We start from the raw sequence: 15,854 nt of genomic DNA, 5'->3' as shown, positions 1-15,854 counted from the left end.
CTTAGGCAGTCCGCTCGAGGCGAAAGAACGGGATAAAGACCCCGAATGGATTTGACGTGAGCGCCGCATCCGCAGTGGGTGCGACGATCTGGTAGCGCAAGGTCAGCGCATAGGCTTTGACATCGGGCTTGCCAGCGCCGCCGGCCTGTGATGTCGAGGTTGTGAATTCAACAAGGACGGTTGAATCTTCCAAGAGCGCAATGTTTCGGACGTTGACCTCGCGGATCAACTTCGGGTTGGCGATAATCGCCTGGAAAGGTGCGTCTTGATCGAGCCAAGCCTTGAACTGACTTGAACCCGCTCCGATCATCTCTGCTTTTACGGAGTTGATATTTGCCGTCATGCGCGACGTTTCGAGCCGGTCCGTCAAAACCGGCTCGATCGTGAACCAACGGACCGCCATATCTTTAACGTGGGCGCGAATGGCTTGGGAATCCGGTTTGTATGCGACGAGCTCGGTCGTGACAGGATGGCCCGTCACATCAGCGGAGACACCGACGACGCGGACCACTGAAGGCGGCGGCTGGCGGGTCCACACAGCTCCCGCGGCGATGGCCGCGCAGGCAAATGCGATGAGCATCCAGCGGTTCGACTCAAGCTTGAGCCGTGTGCTGGTTTCGAAGATTACTTTGCTCGGGTCTTCCTCGGCATACATACCTGGAGCTGTCGCGAGCGCGGCCTGGCGCTGGTTTCTGAAAAGACGCATGGGAACCCTTGTTGGATTGGGTTCCATTGAACCAGCGTCATCGTTTGCGTTGATCGCTAAAGACAGGTGAAATTGCCTCTCTTTCTTGTGGCCAAGTAAAAAGAGTCGCGCCCACTCGAAATTTCGATGAGGGGTTATACGGCGTATAACCCCTCATCGAGAAACGTTGCGAAAATAGCGTCTCTTTCTGTTCCCGCGGACCACATCTTTGTGATAGGGGTCTGCCAAAAGCGCGTGAGCCCGTCGAGATTTAATCCTGCGTGGGAGTGATGCGACCCAAGACACACACTTCCCTTCGAACAAGTCAAGTCGTCTCCGGCGAGGTATCTGTGTCTCGGTGATGCGCCCATCGAAATTTGTGTATGCCCGGATTCGGTCCGAACAACGGTAGCCCGTTGCTCGAATGTTGAAGCGCTGATGGTTTGTGGCCCATATACGCCTTAGTGTCGACCTCAAATTGGCCAGCATCCGCCGAGCATGCTTGGACGTAGACGATGTTCCGGTCGCGGTAGGGACGGTGGTTACCCACCGCCCCCCGCACAGATCCGTACGTGCAGAACTACTGCATACGGCTCCTACCAAAGGTGTTGACGTAAAACCGCTCCGACGGATGCGGGTGGAGTATCTTGCAAGGAGGCAGGTATTTGCTGACCACACGACTGAACCGTGACCAAGGCAGCCGATGCCGCTGACTTCTTCGCATCAGTGCGTGACGCCAAGAGCGGCGCACTGCGTAAAGGAAGCCCGATAAGCGGCGAAGGTTGCCCGGCACTGCATGATAGTTAAAATACCCTTGAATCACCCGCCTCAGCCATCTACCTACCACAGGTACCGGTTCATGGCGACGCCGCATCAGCGTTTGCCGAATGCGCGCCAGTGATGCAAGCATCCGCTTCTTGCTCGTCAACCGAATGATCTTGAATTGGCCATTCGACCGAGCCGTGCCACAGCAGTGCGTGAAGCCTAGGAAGTCGAATGTCTCCGGCTTTCCGGCCCACGCTCTTGACGTTGTTGCGCGGCGAATCGCCCGAAGCGAATCAGCCGCGTTTTGTCCGGGTGCAATTCCAGTTTGAATTTGGCAAGACGTTCCCGCAGTGCTGCCAGGAATCGTTTTGCATCGCCTTCGTATTGGAAGCCCACCACACTGTCGTCGGCGTAGCGTACGAGGATGACATCGCCAGCCGCATATCGTTGGCGCCACTGCTGCGCCCATAAATCCAGCACATAGTGCAAGTAGATATTTGAGAGCAGGCGAAATCACAGAACCCTGAGGTGTCCCCGCACAGAAGCAATGCGGCGTCCGTCCTCGAGTGCCTGCCTTCAGCCACTTTCGGATTATGCGAATTACTCGTCGATCAGCAATCCGATGTTCTAGAAAGCGGAGCATCCATTCGTGATCAATTTCATCAAAGAACGAACGAATGTCCGCATCTAAAATCCAGTTTACTTTCCGATCCGAAATCCCTACCGATAAGGCATCGAGCGCGTCGTGCTGACCGCGTCCCTGTCGAAACCCGTACGAGAACCCGAGGAAGTCCTGCTCATAGATTGCGCTCAGTACCGTGGCTACGGCCTGCTGCACAATCTTATCTTCCAGCGCTGCAATCCCCAACGCACGCAACTTGCCGTCCGCTTTCGGAATGCAAACCCGTCTGGACGCTTGTGCACGGTAGGCACCCGAATGAATCTCCCGGTGCAGTTCGTGTACGCGCCCATAAAGATGGCTCTCGTAGTCGTGCCACGTTACTCCGTCCACGCCTGCCGCAGCCTGCTTGCGAAGAGCATAAAAGCTTTCCACCAACAGTGACGGCGTAACGTGGTGCAGTAGTGCCGTGAAACGCGACTTCCGATTCCGTCGAGCTGCTTCACGTACGCCTTCGAGTCCCGTCGACGCGGTTATATCCCGGCTCTGAGTCCGGGGCGCGGGGTCCTCGTCAGCGTTCCCTTTGGTTACACCCCTTCCCTCCATCACCTCCGCCGGGTCATCCCCTTTGTTCGGCAACTTCCTCGGTAGTATGGGCGTATCCGACTTCTCACCGGCGTCAATGGCTGGATTACGGTCATGGACCTTCCCAGCCCTGTCCGGCCATACTACGCCGGACACCGATGAGATCTCGCTGCTTCCGTATGAAAGACTTCCCGACATGCTCAGGGTCTCCGACCGCGCAGGATCAGCGCACGACTTGCGATTATCGTCATGCTCCGTGTTGCCTTCCGCTTCGCTTAACAGCGTCGGCATCCCAGAAGAAATATTTCGCGGCTGAATGGCTGGCCTGTCGGTTTCCCCTGTCAACGCTTCGACATGTACCTCGCGATGCATGCCGCATGACTCGGGGCCAGAGTGATTCGCCACTTCTTCTCCGTATTGAACTTACTCAACTATCTTTCATCGGCTTTGCAGCCGCACTAAGCGGTGTTTTCTCCACACTACGAAGGAAGCGTGAGGATCAGCGGTCCGCTAAAACGGCATATCGTCGTCACGCGGCGCGGCCAATGACCGCTTCACAATCTTTAGCCATTCCTTCAGTTGCTTGATGTCTTCGAATACGAGCAGGTCATGTTCAAGGGCGTGGAGGCTCTCCTGCAGCGAGAAGATATCAGAGGCAAGATTGCGCATGATGGTGCCGGGCGACACGTCGATGAAGGGTGGAATTCCGTAGCTGTGCTTGAATCCGTTCTCGACATGCAGGATTTCGTGGTCGAGTTCACCGACCTGTTCCTTTAGTATCTTGTTGTAGTGTTTCAACCGGTCTTCGCCGATGTTGTTGATGGCGCTTTGGTCGATATGTTCCAGCTCCAACTGCAACTCAAGTAATTGCAACAGGCTGTTTTTGCTATACGCCTGATTGGCCCTTTGCATGAGAGCGGTCTTCCGCTCACGTTCCTGCGGATCAGTTTCTCGATCAGGATGAAGAGCGCTGGCTAGTTTTCGGTAGACCTCGCGAATCGATAAGCTGAGCTCTGCCTGCTCCGCTTGTTCTCGTGCCTCTGCAGCGAGTTGTTTAGGGGTCTTTTTTCGTTTGCGCGGCGTTCTTCACGAGCTTGGTTTTCGACGGCGTCTTGTTTTCGGAGCTGCTCCATTTGCGCCTGCGCGCGCTGCAGCACATCCTCGGGCGAACTCATGTCAACGTCGTCGCCTAACTCAACGCCGAGCATGGCTCGAGCGCCAATTTCATATCATCAAACTCGGCGGCAGCTTCACTGTCAAAGTCAGATTCGCTGTACGGTTGTAAATCGTTTAAGCTCCGGATCATCGCTCTCGGCGACCAATTCCCCCGTCAAGTCGCTGATCAGGTCGGCAATCGTGCGCCGCTCGGATTTGGTCAGCCCCTTCATATCGTATGTTTGGTCCAGGCGATAAACGAGCTTGGTACGCAAGTCGACGGAAGTTTGCTCAAGGGGCGCGAACTCGCTAAGGTATTTCCGATGGAAGGCAGGCATTGCTGCCTCCCAGGCGCTCAGCCGAGCACGCCGCTTTTCGATCTGCTTGATCAGGGCGTTGAACGCCTTTTGCCCTTTTGACAGTTGAGCCTTATTGTGGTCGGGGCAATGCTGATGGCCCTGAGATTTGTCCTGGTCATAGGATGATTTCCGCTGGTCGATGCGAGAGAGCGAGCACCCCTATTTTAACGGAGGTCGCGGTCGCCGCGCGTTGGTCCCGCACGCGGCTATACAAGCACGCGCACGTCGCGATCGATGATCGACTTATGCCGCATCGTGTCGAACGGGGATTGGACCCCAGAGGGTAGTCTCTTCAGACGGCGGTTGTAGCAAGCTGCACGCGTTTCGCGAAGTTAAACGGCAGCAGGTCACTAATGTCAGCGCCCGGTGCCCGTTGTGGCATCTCGGTCAGCACATGAGGCAGATAGGCATAGGGCTCGACCTTGCATGCCCGGCACGTCAGCACGAGGCTATAGACGATGGCGCTCGCCTTCGCGCCCGCAACTGTGTCAGCGAAGAGCCATGAATTTCTCGCGGTTGCAAATGGCCTGATATCTCTTTCCAGAATATTGTTATGTGTGCCTTGCTAAGGCACGGTTGATTGGTCGGTGCAAATCCGACCCGGCCAACTCTCGCTCCGGCCGGAAGCACAAGGGCGGTCCAGGAGGTAACAAATGGGCTGAAGCACTCTTTGAAAAGGCCTCGAAGGAGGTCAGCGGGCTCTGCGGGCCGCAACGTGAGTGAACACTGAGCAGGCCTCGAAAAATCGTTGTGGAAGCCGACTCGCCATAATAACGAGGAAGGCCGATGTCGTCGGAGAAGCGAGCGAGATACGCATCCGGCGGTTCCACCGGGGTAGTGGTGGCAGCACGCAGAGAAGCGATTAACCGTGCAACAAGGGAAGTCCGTGTCGGTGCGTGGCGGGCAGTCGCGCAACGGCAATCTCGTGAGAGATCGAGCCGGCCGCACGGATGGCGGATGGGGCGTAGTAGTGATGAAGCCGGGTAACGCTGGTGGAGCCAAGGCCCCCTGTTTCAGAGCAAATGGCGGAAAGTGGAAAGAACCCAAGGATTGACGTGAGTCTACTAACCTTGCTTGATTCGGTTCGGACGCTACAGACCACATTGCAGACGAAAGCAAAGAACGAACCGGCTACGCGGTTCTACAGTCTGTGGGACAAGGTGTGCCGAGAAGATGTTCTGTTCGACGCCTATCGGCGCTGCCGCGCAAACCGCGGTGCGCCGGGAGTCGATCGAGAGCGTTTCGAGGATATCGAAGAACATGGACGAAACGACTGGCTGGAAAGATTGCAGCAAGAGTTAAAGGCCAAGACTTATCGGCCTCAGCCCTTGCTGCGCGTATGGATCCCCAAAGCTAGTGGTGGCGAAAGGCCACTCGGTATTCCGACGGTGATCTCATAATGCACCTCTCACAGTTGAGTGTTGGAATGTTGCCGCTGTAGATGCCCTGAAGTGCGCACCCAATCCTTTAGTTGCCGTTCCTTGGCGGCATCCAGCGTAACCCACCACGGGCCCCGCCCATCGAGCTTGCGCGCCTGGACTACCTGGCGCTCGATCCAGTAATACACGACGTGTGGACTGACATGCAGCCGATGAGCGAGCTGCTGTACCGTGAGCTCGTCTGGCCGCTTGAAGCAGGTTACTTCAATTCGATACCGGTAGCGGATCCATTTGACCATTTCAAGCGTGAACGATTTGCCAGTAGAACTGCGTATGCCTTCCTGATTGAGGTGCGCCACGATTTGCCGGTCAGGCAGATGCTGCGATAGTTCGCGCACCCGCTCGACGAACGCGGCGGGGTAACGCATCGCATCGGCAGCCGGCTTGGGCAAGTCCACGGTGATATCAGTACACGCGCTGCCCTGCCAGCGGATATGCAGCACCGCTTGTCTCGTGGCGGACCGTCTCTCGACCGTGATGTCCCGGATGAGCAGTCGCAACATGCGCTTGCGATCCTTCGCTGATGTGGTCGGCGCCCGCCAGAGGCGCGGCAGATTGCGCGCTAGCGCGAGGACCTGAGCTTTCTGTTCGGACGTGGCGACGAGTGCCTTCTGGCTTTGGAACTGGGCGGCTTCCGTCCTGATCGCCTCGAGGCGGAGCATCGCGTCATTCCAGCGCCGCTCGAGGGTACCCGCGACCAGACGGTTGGCCGGGTCGCATTCCTGATAGCGACGTTCAGCGAGTGCGACCTCATACTCGGCGCGTTCGATGCGCATGTGCCACTGGCGCATGATGGCATGATCGCGTTGCTCGAGTTCGCTCAGGGCGGTCACGGCGAGCTCGAGTTCGGCTGGCTGCAGGGCGGTGAATACAGCCTCGCCAATTGCGTTGTCAAGTAGTTCGCTGCGCATGCTCATGCAATCGGTGGTCGCCAGCCCCTCGCGGCGGCGAGCACTGCATAAGTACAATGGATAAAGGCCGCCGTTTCCTTGGTAGCGAACGGTCAACGCCCGACCACAGCAGCCGCATATCAGCAGTCCCTGAAGCAGCGCCAATCCTTCACGCGCCGCACCACTGAGCACGGTACCTTCGCCGTTGGTCCTGTTGAGCGCCAGGCGGTCTTGGTTGCGCTCAAATTCCTCCGGGGTGATATATCCATCGTGATGGTCTGGCAGATGAACGCGCCACTCTGCCTTCGGAACCGGCTGCACGCGCTTATGGACCTCTCCCCGTGGCGTGATGCGCTGCCGATACTGGTATCGTCCAAAAACATAGATGCCGGCATAGGAAGGATTCCGTATCAAACCGAGAACACGTTCGTGACTCAGGCGCCCCCAGATGAGTCGACCCGCCCATGCACCTCCATAGGCGCGCTTGGGAAAGCGCAGGCCCTCTTCGGCAAAGCGCTTGACAACCGCGTATGCGCTGCCGGTCTCCTGAAACAGACGAAATGCCAGTTGCACGGCACCGCGTACCTCGTCATCGGGATCCAGGACGATGCGTCCTTGATCGTCGTAGCACAGGCCAACCGGGAGCGGAAACCGCAATTCACCCTTCTGCGCCTTGTTGAGCTTACCGCCCTGGAGGCGCCCGTGCAAAAAATGGAGTTCGGCCTGCGCCATCGTTCCTTTGAGACCGAGAAGCAGGCCGTCGTTGAAGTCGCCCGGGTCGTAGCAACCATCGGCGTCGATCACGAGAGTATGAGTAAGCGCACACAGTTCGAGCAGGCGATGCCAGTCCAGGTTCGAGCGCGCCAGGCGCGACACTTCCAGTGCAAACACTGCACCCACTTGCCCCATCGAGACATCCGCCACCAGCGTCTTGAAGTCCTCGCGGCCCGTCATCTGCGCCCCCGACTGACCGAGGTCCCGGTCCAGCGTACGGATCGCCGTTTCCGTCCAACCCAATGCCAGCGCCTTGTCCTTCAACGCATACTGGCGCTCGGTGCTCTCCTGATGGTGTCGCACCTGGGCCAGTGTAGACTGCCGGATATAGATGTACGCCGGCTTGCTTTGATGTTGGGGGGTGATCTTGGTGTTCATCGGCGGCCTCCTCGGTCAGCTCCAGCGCGGGCCCGGCGGTGAGCCAGGCCTCGAGCATGTTGGCGATGAGTACGCCGGCCGATTGCGGATCGATGATGTGGGTGAGTGACAGCGGAGACTGGTTCACCGGCGCCCCTCAGAGCGCCTCGCGGCGGCGCAATAGTTCGCGGTTGATCTCGCAGATTTCCTCGATGATCTCGCGGACTCGGTGATAGTTCGCCAGACGTTCGGTAACGTCGGGGTAATCGGCTTGCGGTACGTAGTCCATTTGGGGCCGGCGGCCGGGAAAGCTCACGGACAGGTAGTACTTGGGGCCATGGCCGGGGCCGTCTGCACACTTGCAGCCCGGTTTGCCGCAGCGCTTGTAGCGCTCGATGAGAGAGCCGCGCAAGAGCGTCTCTAACGCCGGCATTTGCTTCAGCAATTGCGCGCGGCGTCTGCGCAAAGTGGACGACGGAATATCTTCCATTGGCGGACCACGTTGAAAACTGGTCTGATAATAGGACAAGGAGATGCATTGATCAAGCTCCTTTGTTCGACGACTTCCTGGATGGGGCGAGCTGGTCGATCAACGTGACCAGCTCCAACAACATGCCCAGATCGAAGCAGCACACTGACGCGATGGCGTCGTCGTGGACAGTCGGTGTGCCCCAGTCGGTCCATTCGCGCGCAATGCTAAAGCTGCCACGTTCTGTATCGCGCAGAAGCAATGTCTCGGTGCCTGCGACGCGGCGCTCCTTCAGAACGGGAAAGCGTTGGCCCCTGAGGGGATGGAACGGGTGACGAATCTCAGCCCATCCCAAATGCTCGCTGAGCACTTGTGCAGTTCGCGCTGACCGTCCCAACTGTTCGGGACCGTGTGGTGCAGATGGCGGTATTGCTGGTAACAGGTCCGATCTTCGAAGTGGACTTGTTTCGCTGGCAATATGGCTTTCGGACGGGAGTGGACGCAAAGATGGCGTTACGGCGCATCCATTTCGGCATTGTCGATCGGGGTGCACGGGATGTTGTCGATGCTGACCTGTCTGATTATTTCGACACCATTCCGCATGGCGACCTGATGCGCTGTGTGGCTCGGCGTATAGCCGACGGCTCCGTGCTGTCGGTGATTCGCGACTGGCTAAACGCCCCTGTGATCGAACGCACATCGAACGGTGAGCGGCAATCCACGGAAGCAAAGGACAGTCATCGAGGCACACCGCAAGGTGGCGTGATATCGCCACTGCTCGCAAACCTGTACTTCCGACGGTTCATGCTGGCTTGGTATGGCCACGGCTACGCCGATAAGTATCAGGCGGAAATCGTGAATTATGCCGATGACTTTGTGATCCTCTGTCGCGAAGGACGTGGTGAGGGAGCGATGGAAGCGATGCGGCACTTGATGGGAAAACTCGGCCTGACGGTCAACGAGAAGAAAACTCGGCTGGTGAAGTTGCCGGACGAGAGGTTTGACTTCCTCGGTTATACCGTCGGTCGCTTCTATGGTTTGGGAGGCCGTCCGTACTGGGGCACCCGGCCGTCGAAGAAGTCTATCAAGCGGCTGAAGGATGCGGTCCACGACGCCACAACTCGGCGTTGGAACGCCCTTGACGTAGAAAGTCGAGTCACGGAATTGAATCCGTTGTTGCGAGGTTGGGCCGGTTATTTTAATCAAGGCCCAGTGACGCGGATTTATGAAGATCTCGACCGGTACGTCGCGCGGCGCCTACGGGTCTGGTTGATGCGCAAACGCGGGAAGACGGGAACGGGGTACCGCCAATACTCTGACCAGTTCCTTTACGAATCATTGGGACTGATACGCCTCCGCACGCTTGCCGCCAACCGTTCGAACGCGAAGGTCTGATGTTCTGAAAGAGAGCCGGATGCGGGAAATCCGCACGTCCGGTTCGATGAGCGGGATGTGGAAACGGAGCTATGGTGAGGTTATTCGGGCACCGCCAGACGAAAGAGGCGGCAACAGACAAACCAACCCTACCGCCACCGCGCCACATCTCGACTCTACCCACGGGGGCACGCCCATCGATCACGTGTCGGCTTAAATATTTCCATTGGTTTCTCGTGTAGCTGATCGCCTTACCCAGCAAGCTTTCAGGCAGAACCTGGGGCGCCTGCGTATCCAGCCATGTCTTGAACGCTTCTAGCAACGGCGCGCTGTGTTGTTGCCGCAGCCGGTAGGTGTAGTCGGGTTGCGTCTCGCCATCGGGCAGTTTTGTCCGAGCGAGCGTCTCAACGTGGTAGAGCGCCTTGAAGTATTCAAGTGCCTGCAGCGCACGACCACCTGTCTTCTTTTTCTGTCCCTTATGCGCATCAACGAACAAGCGCCTTGCGTGGGCGATACAGCCGAAATGAGTGGCACCTTTGAGCGTTCGCCAAGCACTGTACCCGTCAGTCATTAGCATGCCTTTATAGCCAGCGAGAAACGCCTGCGGATATTGCTGCCCGCGCCCCGGCTGGTAGTCGAACAGCACCACCGGCTGCTCGCTGTCTGCGGCGCTTCTGTACGTCCACATATAACTGGTGCTTTGTGGCGTCTTGCCTTCTTCCTTGAGTACCTGCACCTTCGTCTCGTCGCCGTGGATCAGCGGCGGTGACAACAGTGTTTGGCGCATTGCTTCGTACAGCCGGCTGTAGTGCAGCTCAGCAGGCCTGATGATCCAGTTCGCCAGCGTGCCGCAACTCACCGCAATGCCCGCTCGGGCGAGCGCGCGTTCCATCCTGTACAGCGGCGTGCCGTCAACATATTTGCCGGTTGTCACCGTCGCAATCATTGCCGCGCTCGCGCTGCTACCCGGCAACGGCTGAACCGGCATCGGCGCGATTACTATCGGCGTGCGTTCGGCGTTGTGCTCGCAGTGGCGGCACGCATATTTGAAACGCACATGTTGGAGCACCAGCGCCTTGATCTCGATGTGCAACTGCTCGCTTGTTTGTTCGCCCATGCGGTGCAGCGCGTTCTGGCAACATGCACAGATCTTCTGCTCATCGGGAAGATCGTACTCGATGCGCCGGCGCGGCAACTCTGCCGGCAGCGGCTTGCGTCCACGCTTGCCGCGATTGGGTTTATCAAACTCCGGCAGTCCCGTATCGGGCAGCGCGAATGCGTCATCCGAATCATTGTCACCGAGTTCAGTCGCGGCGATTTGCTCGGCTTCGTCGAATATGCGATCCTTGAGTTTCTCGCTGCTCGGCGCGAAGCGCTTGAGCTGCGCCAGACGGAACAACTCCTCGAGTTGCCCGACGCGTTGCGCAAGTTGCTGGTTGTGGCACTGAAGCTCGAGAATGCGCGCGATCAGCTCATCGGACGAAAGCTGTTTGAGATCGTCCTCAGCGGACGGATGACTGGCGTCGGTATCCATGTCCTCCACAATAGCGAAGCCGCACACCGGATGGGTTTACGTCAAAGTGTAACAATCGCGCCGGGCGTCGCGCGCGCGACGCTCGGCGCGCTGCTACTGACCCTTCAGCTCACGTGTCGGTACTGCCTCGAAGGGTGACGACGCACGGCGTCGATGTCGATGCCTTCGAGTAACCAGTGAAGCTGCTCGCTCGTCAGTTCCATCACCGCCTGCTGTCGGCGTGGCCAGGCGAAACGGTCCGCCTCTAACCGTTTCATCATCAGCCAGAAACCCGAGCGCTCGTAAAACAGCAGCTTGATGCGGTTGGCCCGCTTGTTACGGAAGGCGAAGACCGCCCGGGCAAATGGGTCAAGCTGCATGGACTGCTCGACCAAGATAACAAGACCGTTGATCCCGTTCCTAAAATCGACCGCGTCGCGGTGCAGATAGACCCGCAGTTCAGCGTCCAGTCGGAACATCACAGCGCCCCAACGTTTCGATCATCGCCGATACCAGCGTCGCGTCGTGGACGCCGCACTCGAGTCTGAGTGTGATGCCATTGGGCATTTCCACAGTTATGCGCGATGGTGCCGACGGGCGCTGCGCGACACGCGTGGCGTCGCGGTGCGGCGGCGGCAACTGGGGAAGTGGCGGTTGTGGGTCGGCGCAAGCAATCTCGACGACCGGAACAAAAGCTGCCGCGTCCCCTGACCCCTGCGTCGCGCCCTCGCCGCGGTACGTCTTCTCGTGCTCGCAGATCCACCGGTGCAGTAAATTCGCGTTCACCCGAGCCCTCAGCGCCATGCCCGCCACCGATACTCCGGGCTGCAGGCAAGCCTCAATCAATCTCTGCCTGTCCCGTTTGTCAAAACGCCGTTTGCCGTCCCGACCCACGCTGATGACCTTAAGCGGCAAAAAATCTGAATCTGAATCATTCTGTGTCATGGAAGGTGTCCATTGATTTTCAGTGCACACATCCTGCGCTATCTGATCTCATGACACCACGTGCGCTCAATTCACCGCTTACGATGTTCGCGTTTCACGGACTTTGTGAGGATAGACTGGGCCTATCTCGACCGGCGCAACCCACCAAAGCCCCGAAGAAATGGCCTCGATGATCACAGGCTCGGCACGAAAAGGGGTTGAGCTCCTTGTCTCAAAGCTGTCTCTCGTGGCAAACGTGCTTGATCGACTGTCCAAATGTTCTCGTCAGCAGCGGCGGAACTCTCACTACTTTTGGACGCCAGTGACGCCTCAATCACAGCGAAGCGGTCTAACCTGCGCGTGAAACGCCTAGAGACATGCCTGCCTTCCGGTCGAGATTTACTTCTTAATAGCACCGGGATCGTTTACGTGTTTCTTTAACACTTTACTTCTTTAAAACGTTTACGCGGCTAGAAAGCCTTCTGGGATAAGGCTCTCAGCCGCGTTTGGTGTACGTTGGTGGGAGAATAGGTGGGTGTCTATGGGAGCGATAGTGTGTGGATATGGGAATACAGGTGTACGCCGATAGGGAGGATGGCGTGTGGATATGGGGTCGACGGTGTACTGCGGTGGGATTACGTTGCATAAAAGGTAAAAACTCCGAACGATCGGAAACCGGTGTACGCCTATGGGAAATTGCCACCTACGTTTGGTGTACGACTATGGTCTCCGAACAGCATCCGACTTGGTGTACGTCTATGGTGCTGGGCCTTCTCCCCTATGTAAGTCTTTGACAGCACTGGCGGAGCGGAATCACCTCAACCCTTATGTGCTCGTTAGTTTCTAACTTATTGAAAATTAACAGTTTTACATACATGCGTGGGTTTTGAGGTGTACGCTCATGGTGTTTTTCCACTTTTATTTCATGCCGACGTTGTCACTCAGAAATGTATATTTCCCGCTGACTTAAAGCCTCAGGTGTACGCCTATGGGATCCGGGTTGATAGAGAAAGCTGAGCGATGGTGTACGTCGATGGGAAATTTAATAAAAAACGTCTCGATGGTGTACGCCTATGTGGAGTAAGCCATGTGGGTCGCTAGTTAAGGTGTACGCCTATGGGACCATAGTGGCGCCGCTAACCGAATTTGTTGTGCTTTGGGGTCATTAAGTGCTTTGTGGCAGGACCGCGGATTCGTTTTTGCAGCTCCAAGGTGTACGCGTATGGTACCGGTGGGGATAAGACAGCAAAAATTCGCATCATTCCCGAGCTTCGATGGTGTATGTCTATGGTAGAGACGCCGAATTTAGTCACTCTGCCGCCCAAAATTTTTACCACGCGGCGAGGATCACGACGAAATGAAGAGATCGTGGCCTTCGTCTAAATGGTGGAACAATGCGAGAATTTTTCCACCATCGAGGTGGAAAAACTATGGTCTGTGTTCCACCTTTATGGGAGAATAAAGTCCAATCTAATTGGTTGAAAGACGATAAAAGTGGCCATTCGCAAAGATCTGAAGCTAGATAATGTTGAGCAATTCGGATTGTTCCCGACCGCTGAGTTGCCGGAGCCCTTCCGGAAAGCAACTGCGGCTGTGCACATGGCCCCGGAGAAAGGCGCCCTATCCTTGCCTCAATATAAACTCTTTGACGCACTGTTAAAGAACGCTGGCGCTCAATACAAGAAAGACCCCTCAAGAATCTGGTTCGACATTGGACTTGGTCAGCTCACAACGGAGATCGGTCTGAATTCAAATAATCGTAAGTACATGAAGACTGCGATTAACTCGCTGGTGACGTTCGGCGTCAATTGGGATTACTTGGCAGGGCTAAACAAAGGGCAGTGGAATGCAAGTGCGTTACTTGCGGGAGCGAGAATTACGCCTGGTGGAGTGCTGCAGTATCACTATGCGGAGAATCTGAAGGAGGTCTTTCTTAACCCGGGTGTTTGGGCAAACATCGACATGGCTATTATCCGTCGATTTCGGCGCGCGTCGTCTGCGGTGCTTTACGAGAATATTGTTCGCTACGACGGAATTGGAAAGACCCCAGAACTGAGCGTCGACGTGTGGCGAAACTTGATCCTAGGAATGGAGTGGAAGAAAGGTTCTTACGCAGAGTACAAAGAGTTCAAGCGGCGCATTTTGACGTTTGGTGTGAACGAGATCAACGCGGTATCAGACCATGTTGTAGAGATGATCGAGGTGAAGTCGAAGACCAACTCTCGGTCGGTCACGGCGATCCAATTTATCATGCGGCCAAAAGATATTCCGCACGTCGCAAACGAGGCAGATCTTGACGTACTCGGACGCGTAACCAAGCTGGATGTGCCGCTCTCGGAAGCTCGTCGTTTGCTGGCCACTCACGGGCAGGAGGCGATCGTTACCGCTCTCGACTACATGGATCAGCGTTTGAAACTAAAGGGCGGTCCGAAGGTCGAGAGCGTGCCCGCGTATTTCCGCAAGACCCTCCAAAATGGATATAAGGTAGACGAAAAAGCGAGTGCTACAGAGAGTGTGGTTGGAGGCTCTTCTGCCTCACACACCGCAGCTCGCGCAGCAACCAGCAACAACATTAACGACCTTTTTCAAACATATCGTCGCAAAGAGGTCACTGGGTATTTTTTCGAACTCGATGCGGCAGATCAAATGGCGGTCTTGCAGCGATACAACGAGCAGCAAGGGACCGCCAGCCTGAAAATCGAGTCAGGAAAGAAAATGAAGAAGACGAGTGAGACGGCGTTCTACACTTGGCTTGCAAACGACGTTTGGGGGCTTCCGACGGATAGCGACATCCTAGCCTTCGTTATGGATAACGCTAAAATTAGTTTGTAGAGGTTGTTTTGCCGGGAGCTGACTCGCTTGCGATGACTTCGCTCTGTCCAGATGCGGGCCTTGCTGCTTCTGGGGAATCCAACAGGTGTGTTGCTATGAATTCTCGAACCACCTTTTCAAGCCGCGTTACAAGGAGTGATTGTTGGTCGTCACTTAATCCAACCAACTTGAGTTCGGTTCGGCCATCCCGGTAGCGTTTAAGCGAGCCTACCTCCCGCCCCTCTGTAGTGTGAAACGGGACGTTCCCGCTGTAGTGCGTCTTCGTCGCTCCAGGGGGGGACGTGCCGTCCAACTTCTTAACGTACTCCTCAAGTCTACGGACAGACATCTCGCCGTTTACCACACGTTCGAGTATTGATTCGGCAGTGCTCTCGTTCGTGCGGTCGAGGATTAGTTTTATGTTGTATGCATGTGCAAGACCAACGCTACCTGTGTCTGCCATCTGCTGAAGGAAATGCTTTGGCAATCTGCCGACAAGTAGCGTCTTTGACACCAGCGCTTTGCTTACACTGAGGCGCTCTGCTAGTGCGTCCTGGCTCTCAAAAATCCCGCTAGATAAGACGCGCATCCACGCGACCGCATCGTCGAAGACTGTCTGCTGGGTGCGGCTTTTGTTAATACTGCTTGCCTTAAGGTAAAGTTCTTGGTCACTTAGTTCTGGAACAACTTCCGCATCGATGGCTGTTTCACCCAAGCTTTTTTTCGCACGAAAGCGGAATTCTCCATCGACGATAACGTACTTGTCAGGGTGGCGATGGTTTCGAGTAACCGTTATGGCGACATGTTGCCCCTCTCGCCGAAGTCGAACAGCGAGCTCGTCAATTGCAATTGGGCTGTAGAACTCGCGCGGGTTGAAAGGGTTTGAGACTAACTCGCTTAGTAGTAGTCGAACCCGTGGTGTTACTGCTGAAGCGTTTGCGCGGTGTTCGTATGTTTTTCCGAGTGCGTCATTCTCGCCGACGACCGTGATGCTCGCTGTCGGCGTGTCGGACCCATTCGGTACGCCGGTCACATCTAGGCGACCGTCTACGTCTGCTCTTTCGTTCGCTATTCCCTTGCGAATGGACGCGCCGAGCCCCATTTTGGGCTTCGCTGCTTTTTGGTTCGTTGTCAC

The 15,854-nt window shown here is 56.4% G+C and carries 12 protein-coding genes and 3 pseudogenes; 3 read left to right on the top strand and 12 right to left on the bottom strand.

From position 1 onward, the window contains the following. Position 1: 1 nt before the first annotated feature. The 5 genes and pseudogenes from AXG89_RS34280 to AXG89_RS34265 all read right to left on the bottom strand — a co-directional run. Complete coding sequence (locus tag AXG89_RS34280; protein ID WP_062175061.1) at positions 2–706, bottom strand: type IV secretion system protein; 705 nt, start codon at positions 704–706, stop codon at positions 2–4. Between the two features lie 963 nt (positions 707–1,669). Next, positions 1,670–2,675, bottom strand: a pseudogene (locus AXG89_RS45165) (reverse transcriptase domain-containing protein). Positions 2,676–3,164: 489 nt separating this feature from the next. After that, positions 3,165–3,566 (bottom strand): hypothetical protein, encoded by a 402-nt coding sequence (locus tag AXG89_RS44525; RefSeq protein ID WP_335672010.1) that lies wholly within the window; start codon positions 3,564–3,566, stop codon positions 3,165–3,167. A gap of 350 nt (positions 3,567–3,916) precedes the next feature. Next, positions 3,917–4,147 (bottom strand): hypothetical protein, encoded by a 231-nt coding sequence (locus tag AXG89_RS44520; RefSeq protein WP_335672009.1) that lies wholly within the window; start codon positions 4,145–4,147, stop codon positions 3,917–3,919. Positions 4,148–4,460: 313 nt separating this feature from the next. Beyond that, positions 4,461–4,721 (bottom strand): annotated as a pseudogene (locus tag AXG89_RS34265) (transposase domain-containing protein); the annotation flags it as partial. A 502-nt stretch (positions 4,722–5,223) separates the two neighbouring features. Between AXG89_RS34265 and AXG89_RS34255 the strand changes: the two are divergent. Beyond that, positions 5,224–5,568: a hypothetical protein gene (locus AXG89_RS34255; RefSeq protein WP_162916217.1), complete on the top strand. Its 345-nt coding sequence runs from the start codon at positions 5,224–5,226 to the stop codon at positions 5,566–5,568. 8 nt (positions 5,569–5,576) lie between these two features. Here AXG89_RS34255 and AXG89_RS34250 read toward each other — a convergent pair whose 3' ends face one another. The 3 genes from AXG89_RS34250 to AXG89_RS34240 all read right to left on the bottom strand — a co-directional run bounded on the left by AXG89_RS34250 (position 5,577) and on the right by AXG89_RS34240 (position 8,467). Beyond that, positions 5,577–7,649, bottom strand: a complete 2,073-nt coding sequence (locus tag AXG89_RS34250) for a recombinase family protein (protein WP_062175057.1) — start codon at positions 7,647–7,649, stop codon at positions 5,577–5,579. 136 nt (positions 7,650–7,785) lie between these two features. Then, positions 7,786–8,118 carry a DUF6788 family protein gene (locus tag AXG89_RS34245; protein ID WP_062174913.1) on the bottom strand — a complete coding sequence of 111 codons (333 nt, stop codon included), beginning with the start codon at positions 8,116–8,118 and terminating at the stop codon, positions 7,786–7,788. 52 nt (positions 8,119–8,170) lie between these two features. After that, positions 8,171–8,467 carry a Y4bD/Y4pK family protein gene (locus AXG89_RS34240; RefSeq protein ID WP_062174803.1) on the bottom strand — a complete coding sequence of 99 codons (297 nt, stop codon included), beginning with the start codon at positions 8,465–8,467 and terminating at the stop codon, positions 8,171–8,173. Between the two features lie 2 nt (positions 8,468–8,469). On the opposite strand from AXG89_RS34240, the gene AXG89_RS34235 reads away from it, so the two are divergent. Next, positions 8,470–9,492, top strand: a complete 1,023-nt coding sequence (locus AXG89_RS34235) for a reverse transcriptase domain-containing protein (protein ID WP_236873612.1) — start codon at positions 8,470–8,472, stop codon at positions 9,490–9,492. 160 nt (positions 9,493–9,652) lie between these two features. On the opposite strand, the pseudogene tnpC reads toward AXG89_RS34235, so the two are convergent. The 3 genes and pseudogenes from tnpC to tnpA form a co-directional block, all read right to left on the bottom strand. Continuing rightward, positions 9,653–11,005: pseudogene (gene tnpC / locus AXG89_RS34230) on the bottom strand (IS66 family transposase); the annotation flags it as partial. Between the two features lie 104 nt (positions 11,006–11,109). Continuing rightward, positions 11,110–11,463 (bottom strand): IS66 family insertion sequence element accessory protein TnpB, encoded by a 354-nt coding sequence (gene tnpB, locus AXG89_RS34225; RefSeq protein ID WP_062004250.1) that lies wholly within the window; start codon positions 11,461–11,463, stop codon positions 11,110–11,112. Further along, complete coding sequence (gene tnpA / locus AXG89_RS34220) at positions 11,444–11,929, bottom strand: IS66-like element accessory protein TnpA (protein ID WP_062175055.1); 486 nt, start codon at positions 11,927–11,929, stop codon at positions 11,444–11,446. The genes tnpB and tnpA overlap by 20 nt, the downstream gene beginning before the upstream one ends. Positions 11,930–13,402: 1,473 nt before the next feature. Between tnpA and AXG89_RS34215 the strand changes: the two genes are divergently transcribed. After that, positions 13,403–14,740, top strand: coding sequence for a replication initiation protein (locus AXG89_RS34215; RefSeq protein ID WP_062175054.1), 1,338 nt, complete (start codon positions 13,403–13,405; stop codon positions 14,738–14,740). Here the strand turns inward: AXG89_RS34215 and AXG89_RS34210 are convergent. Then, entirely contained in the window at positions 14,730–15,854 is a 1,125-nt protein-coding gene (locus AXG89_RS34210; RefSeq protein WP_069638502.1) for a ParB/RepB/Spo0J family partition protein, read from the bottom strand. The two genes, AXG89_RS34215 and AXG89_RS34210, sit on opposite strands and share 11 nt — an antisense overlap.

The organism is Burkholderia sp. PAMC 26561, assembly GCF_001557535.2.
Classification (GTDB): Bacteria; Pseudomonadota; Gammaproteobacteria; order Burkholderiales; family Burkholderiaceae; genus Caballeronia.
This window is presented reverse-complemented; position numbering and strand designations above follow the sequence as displayed.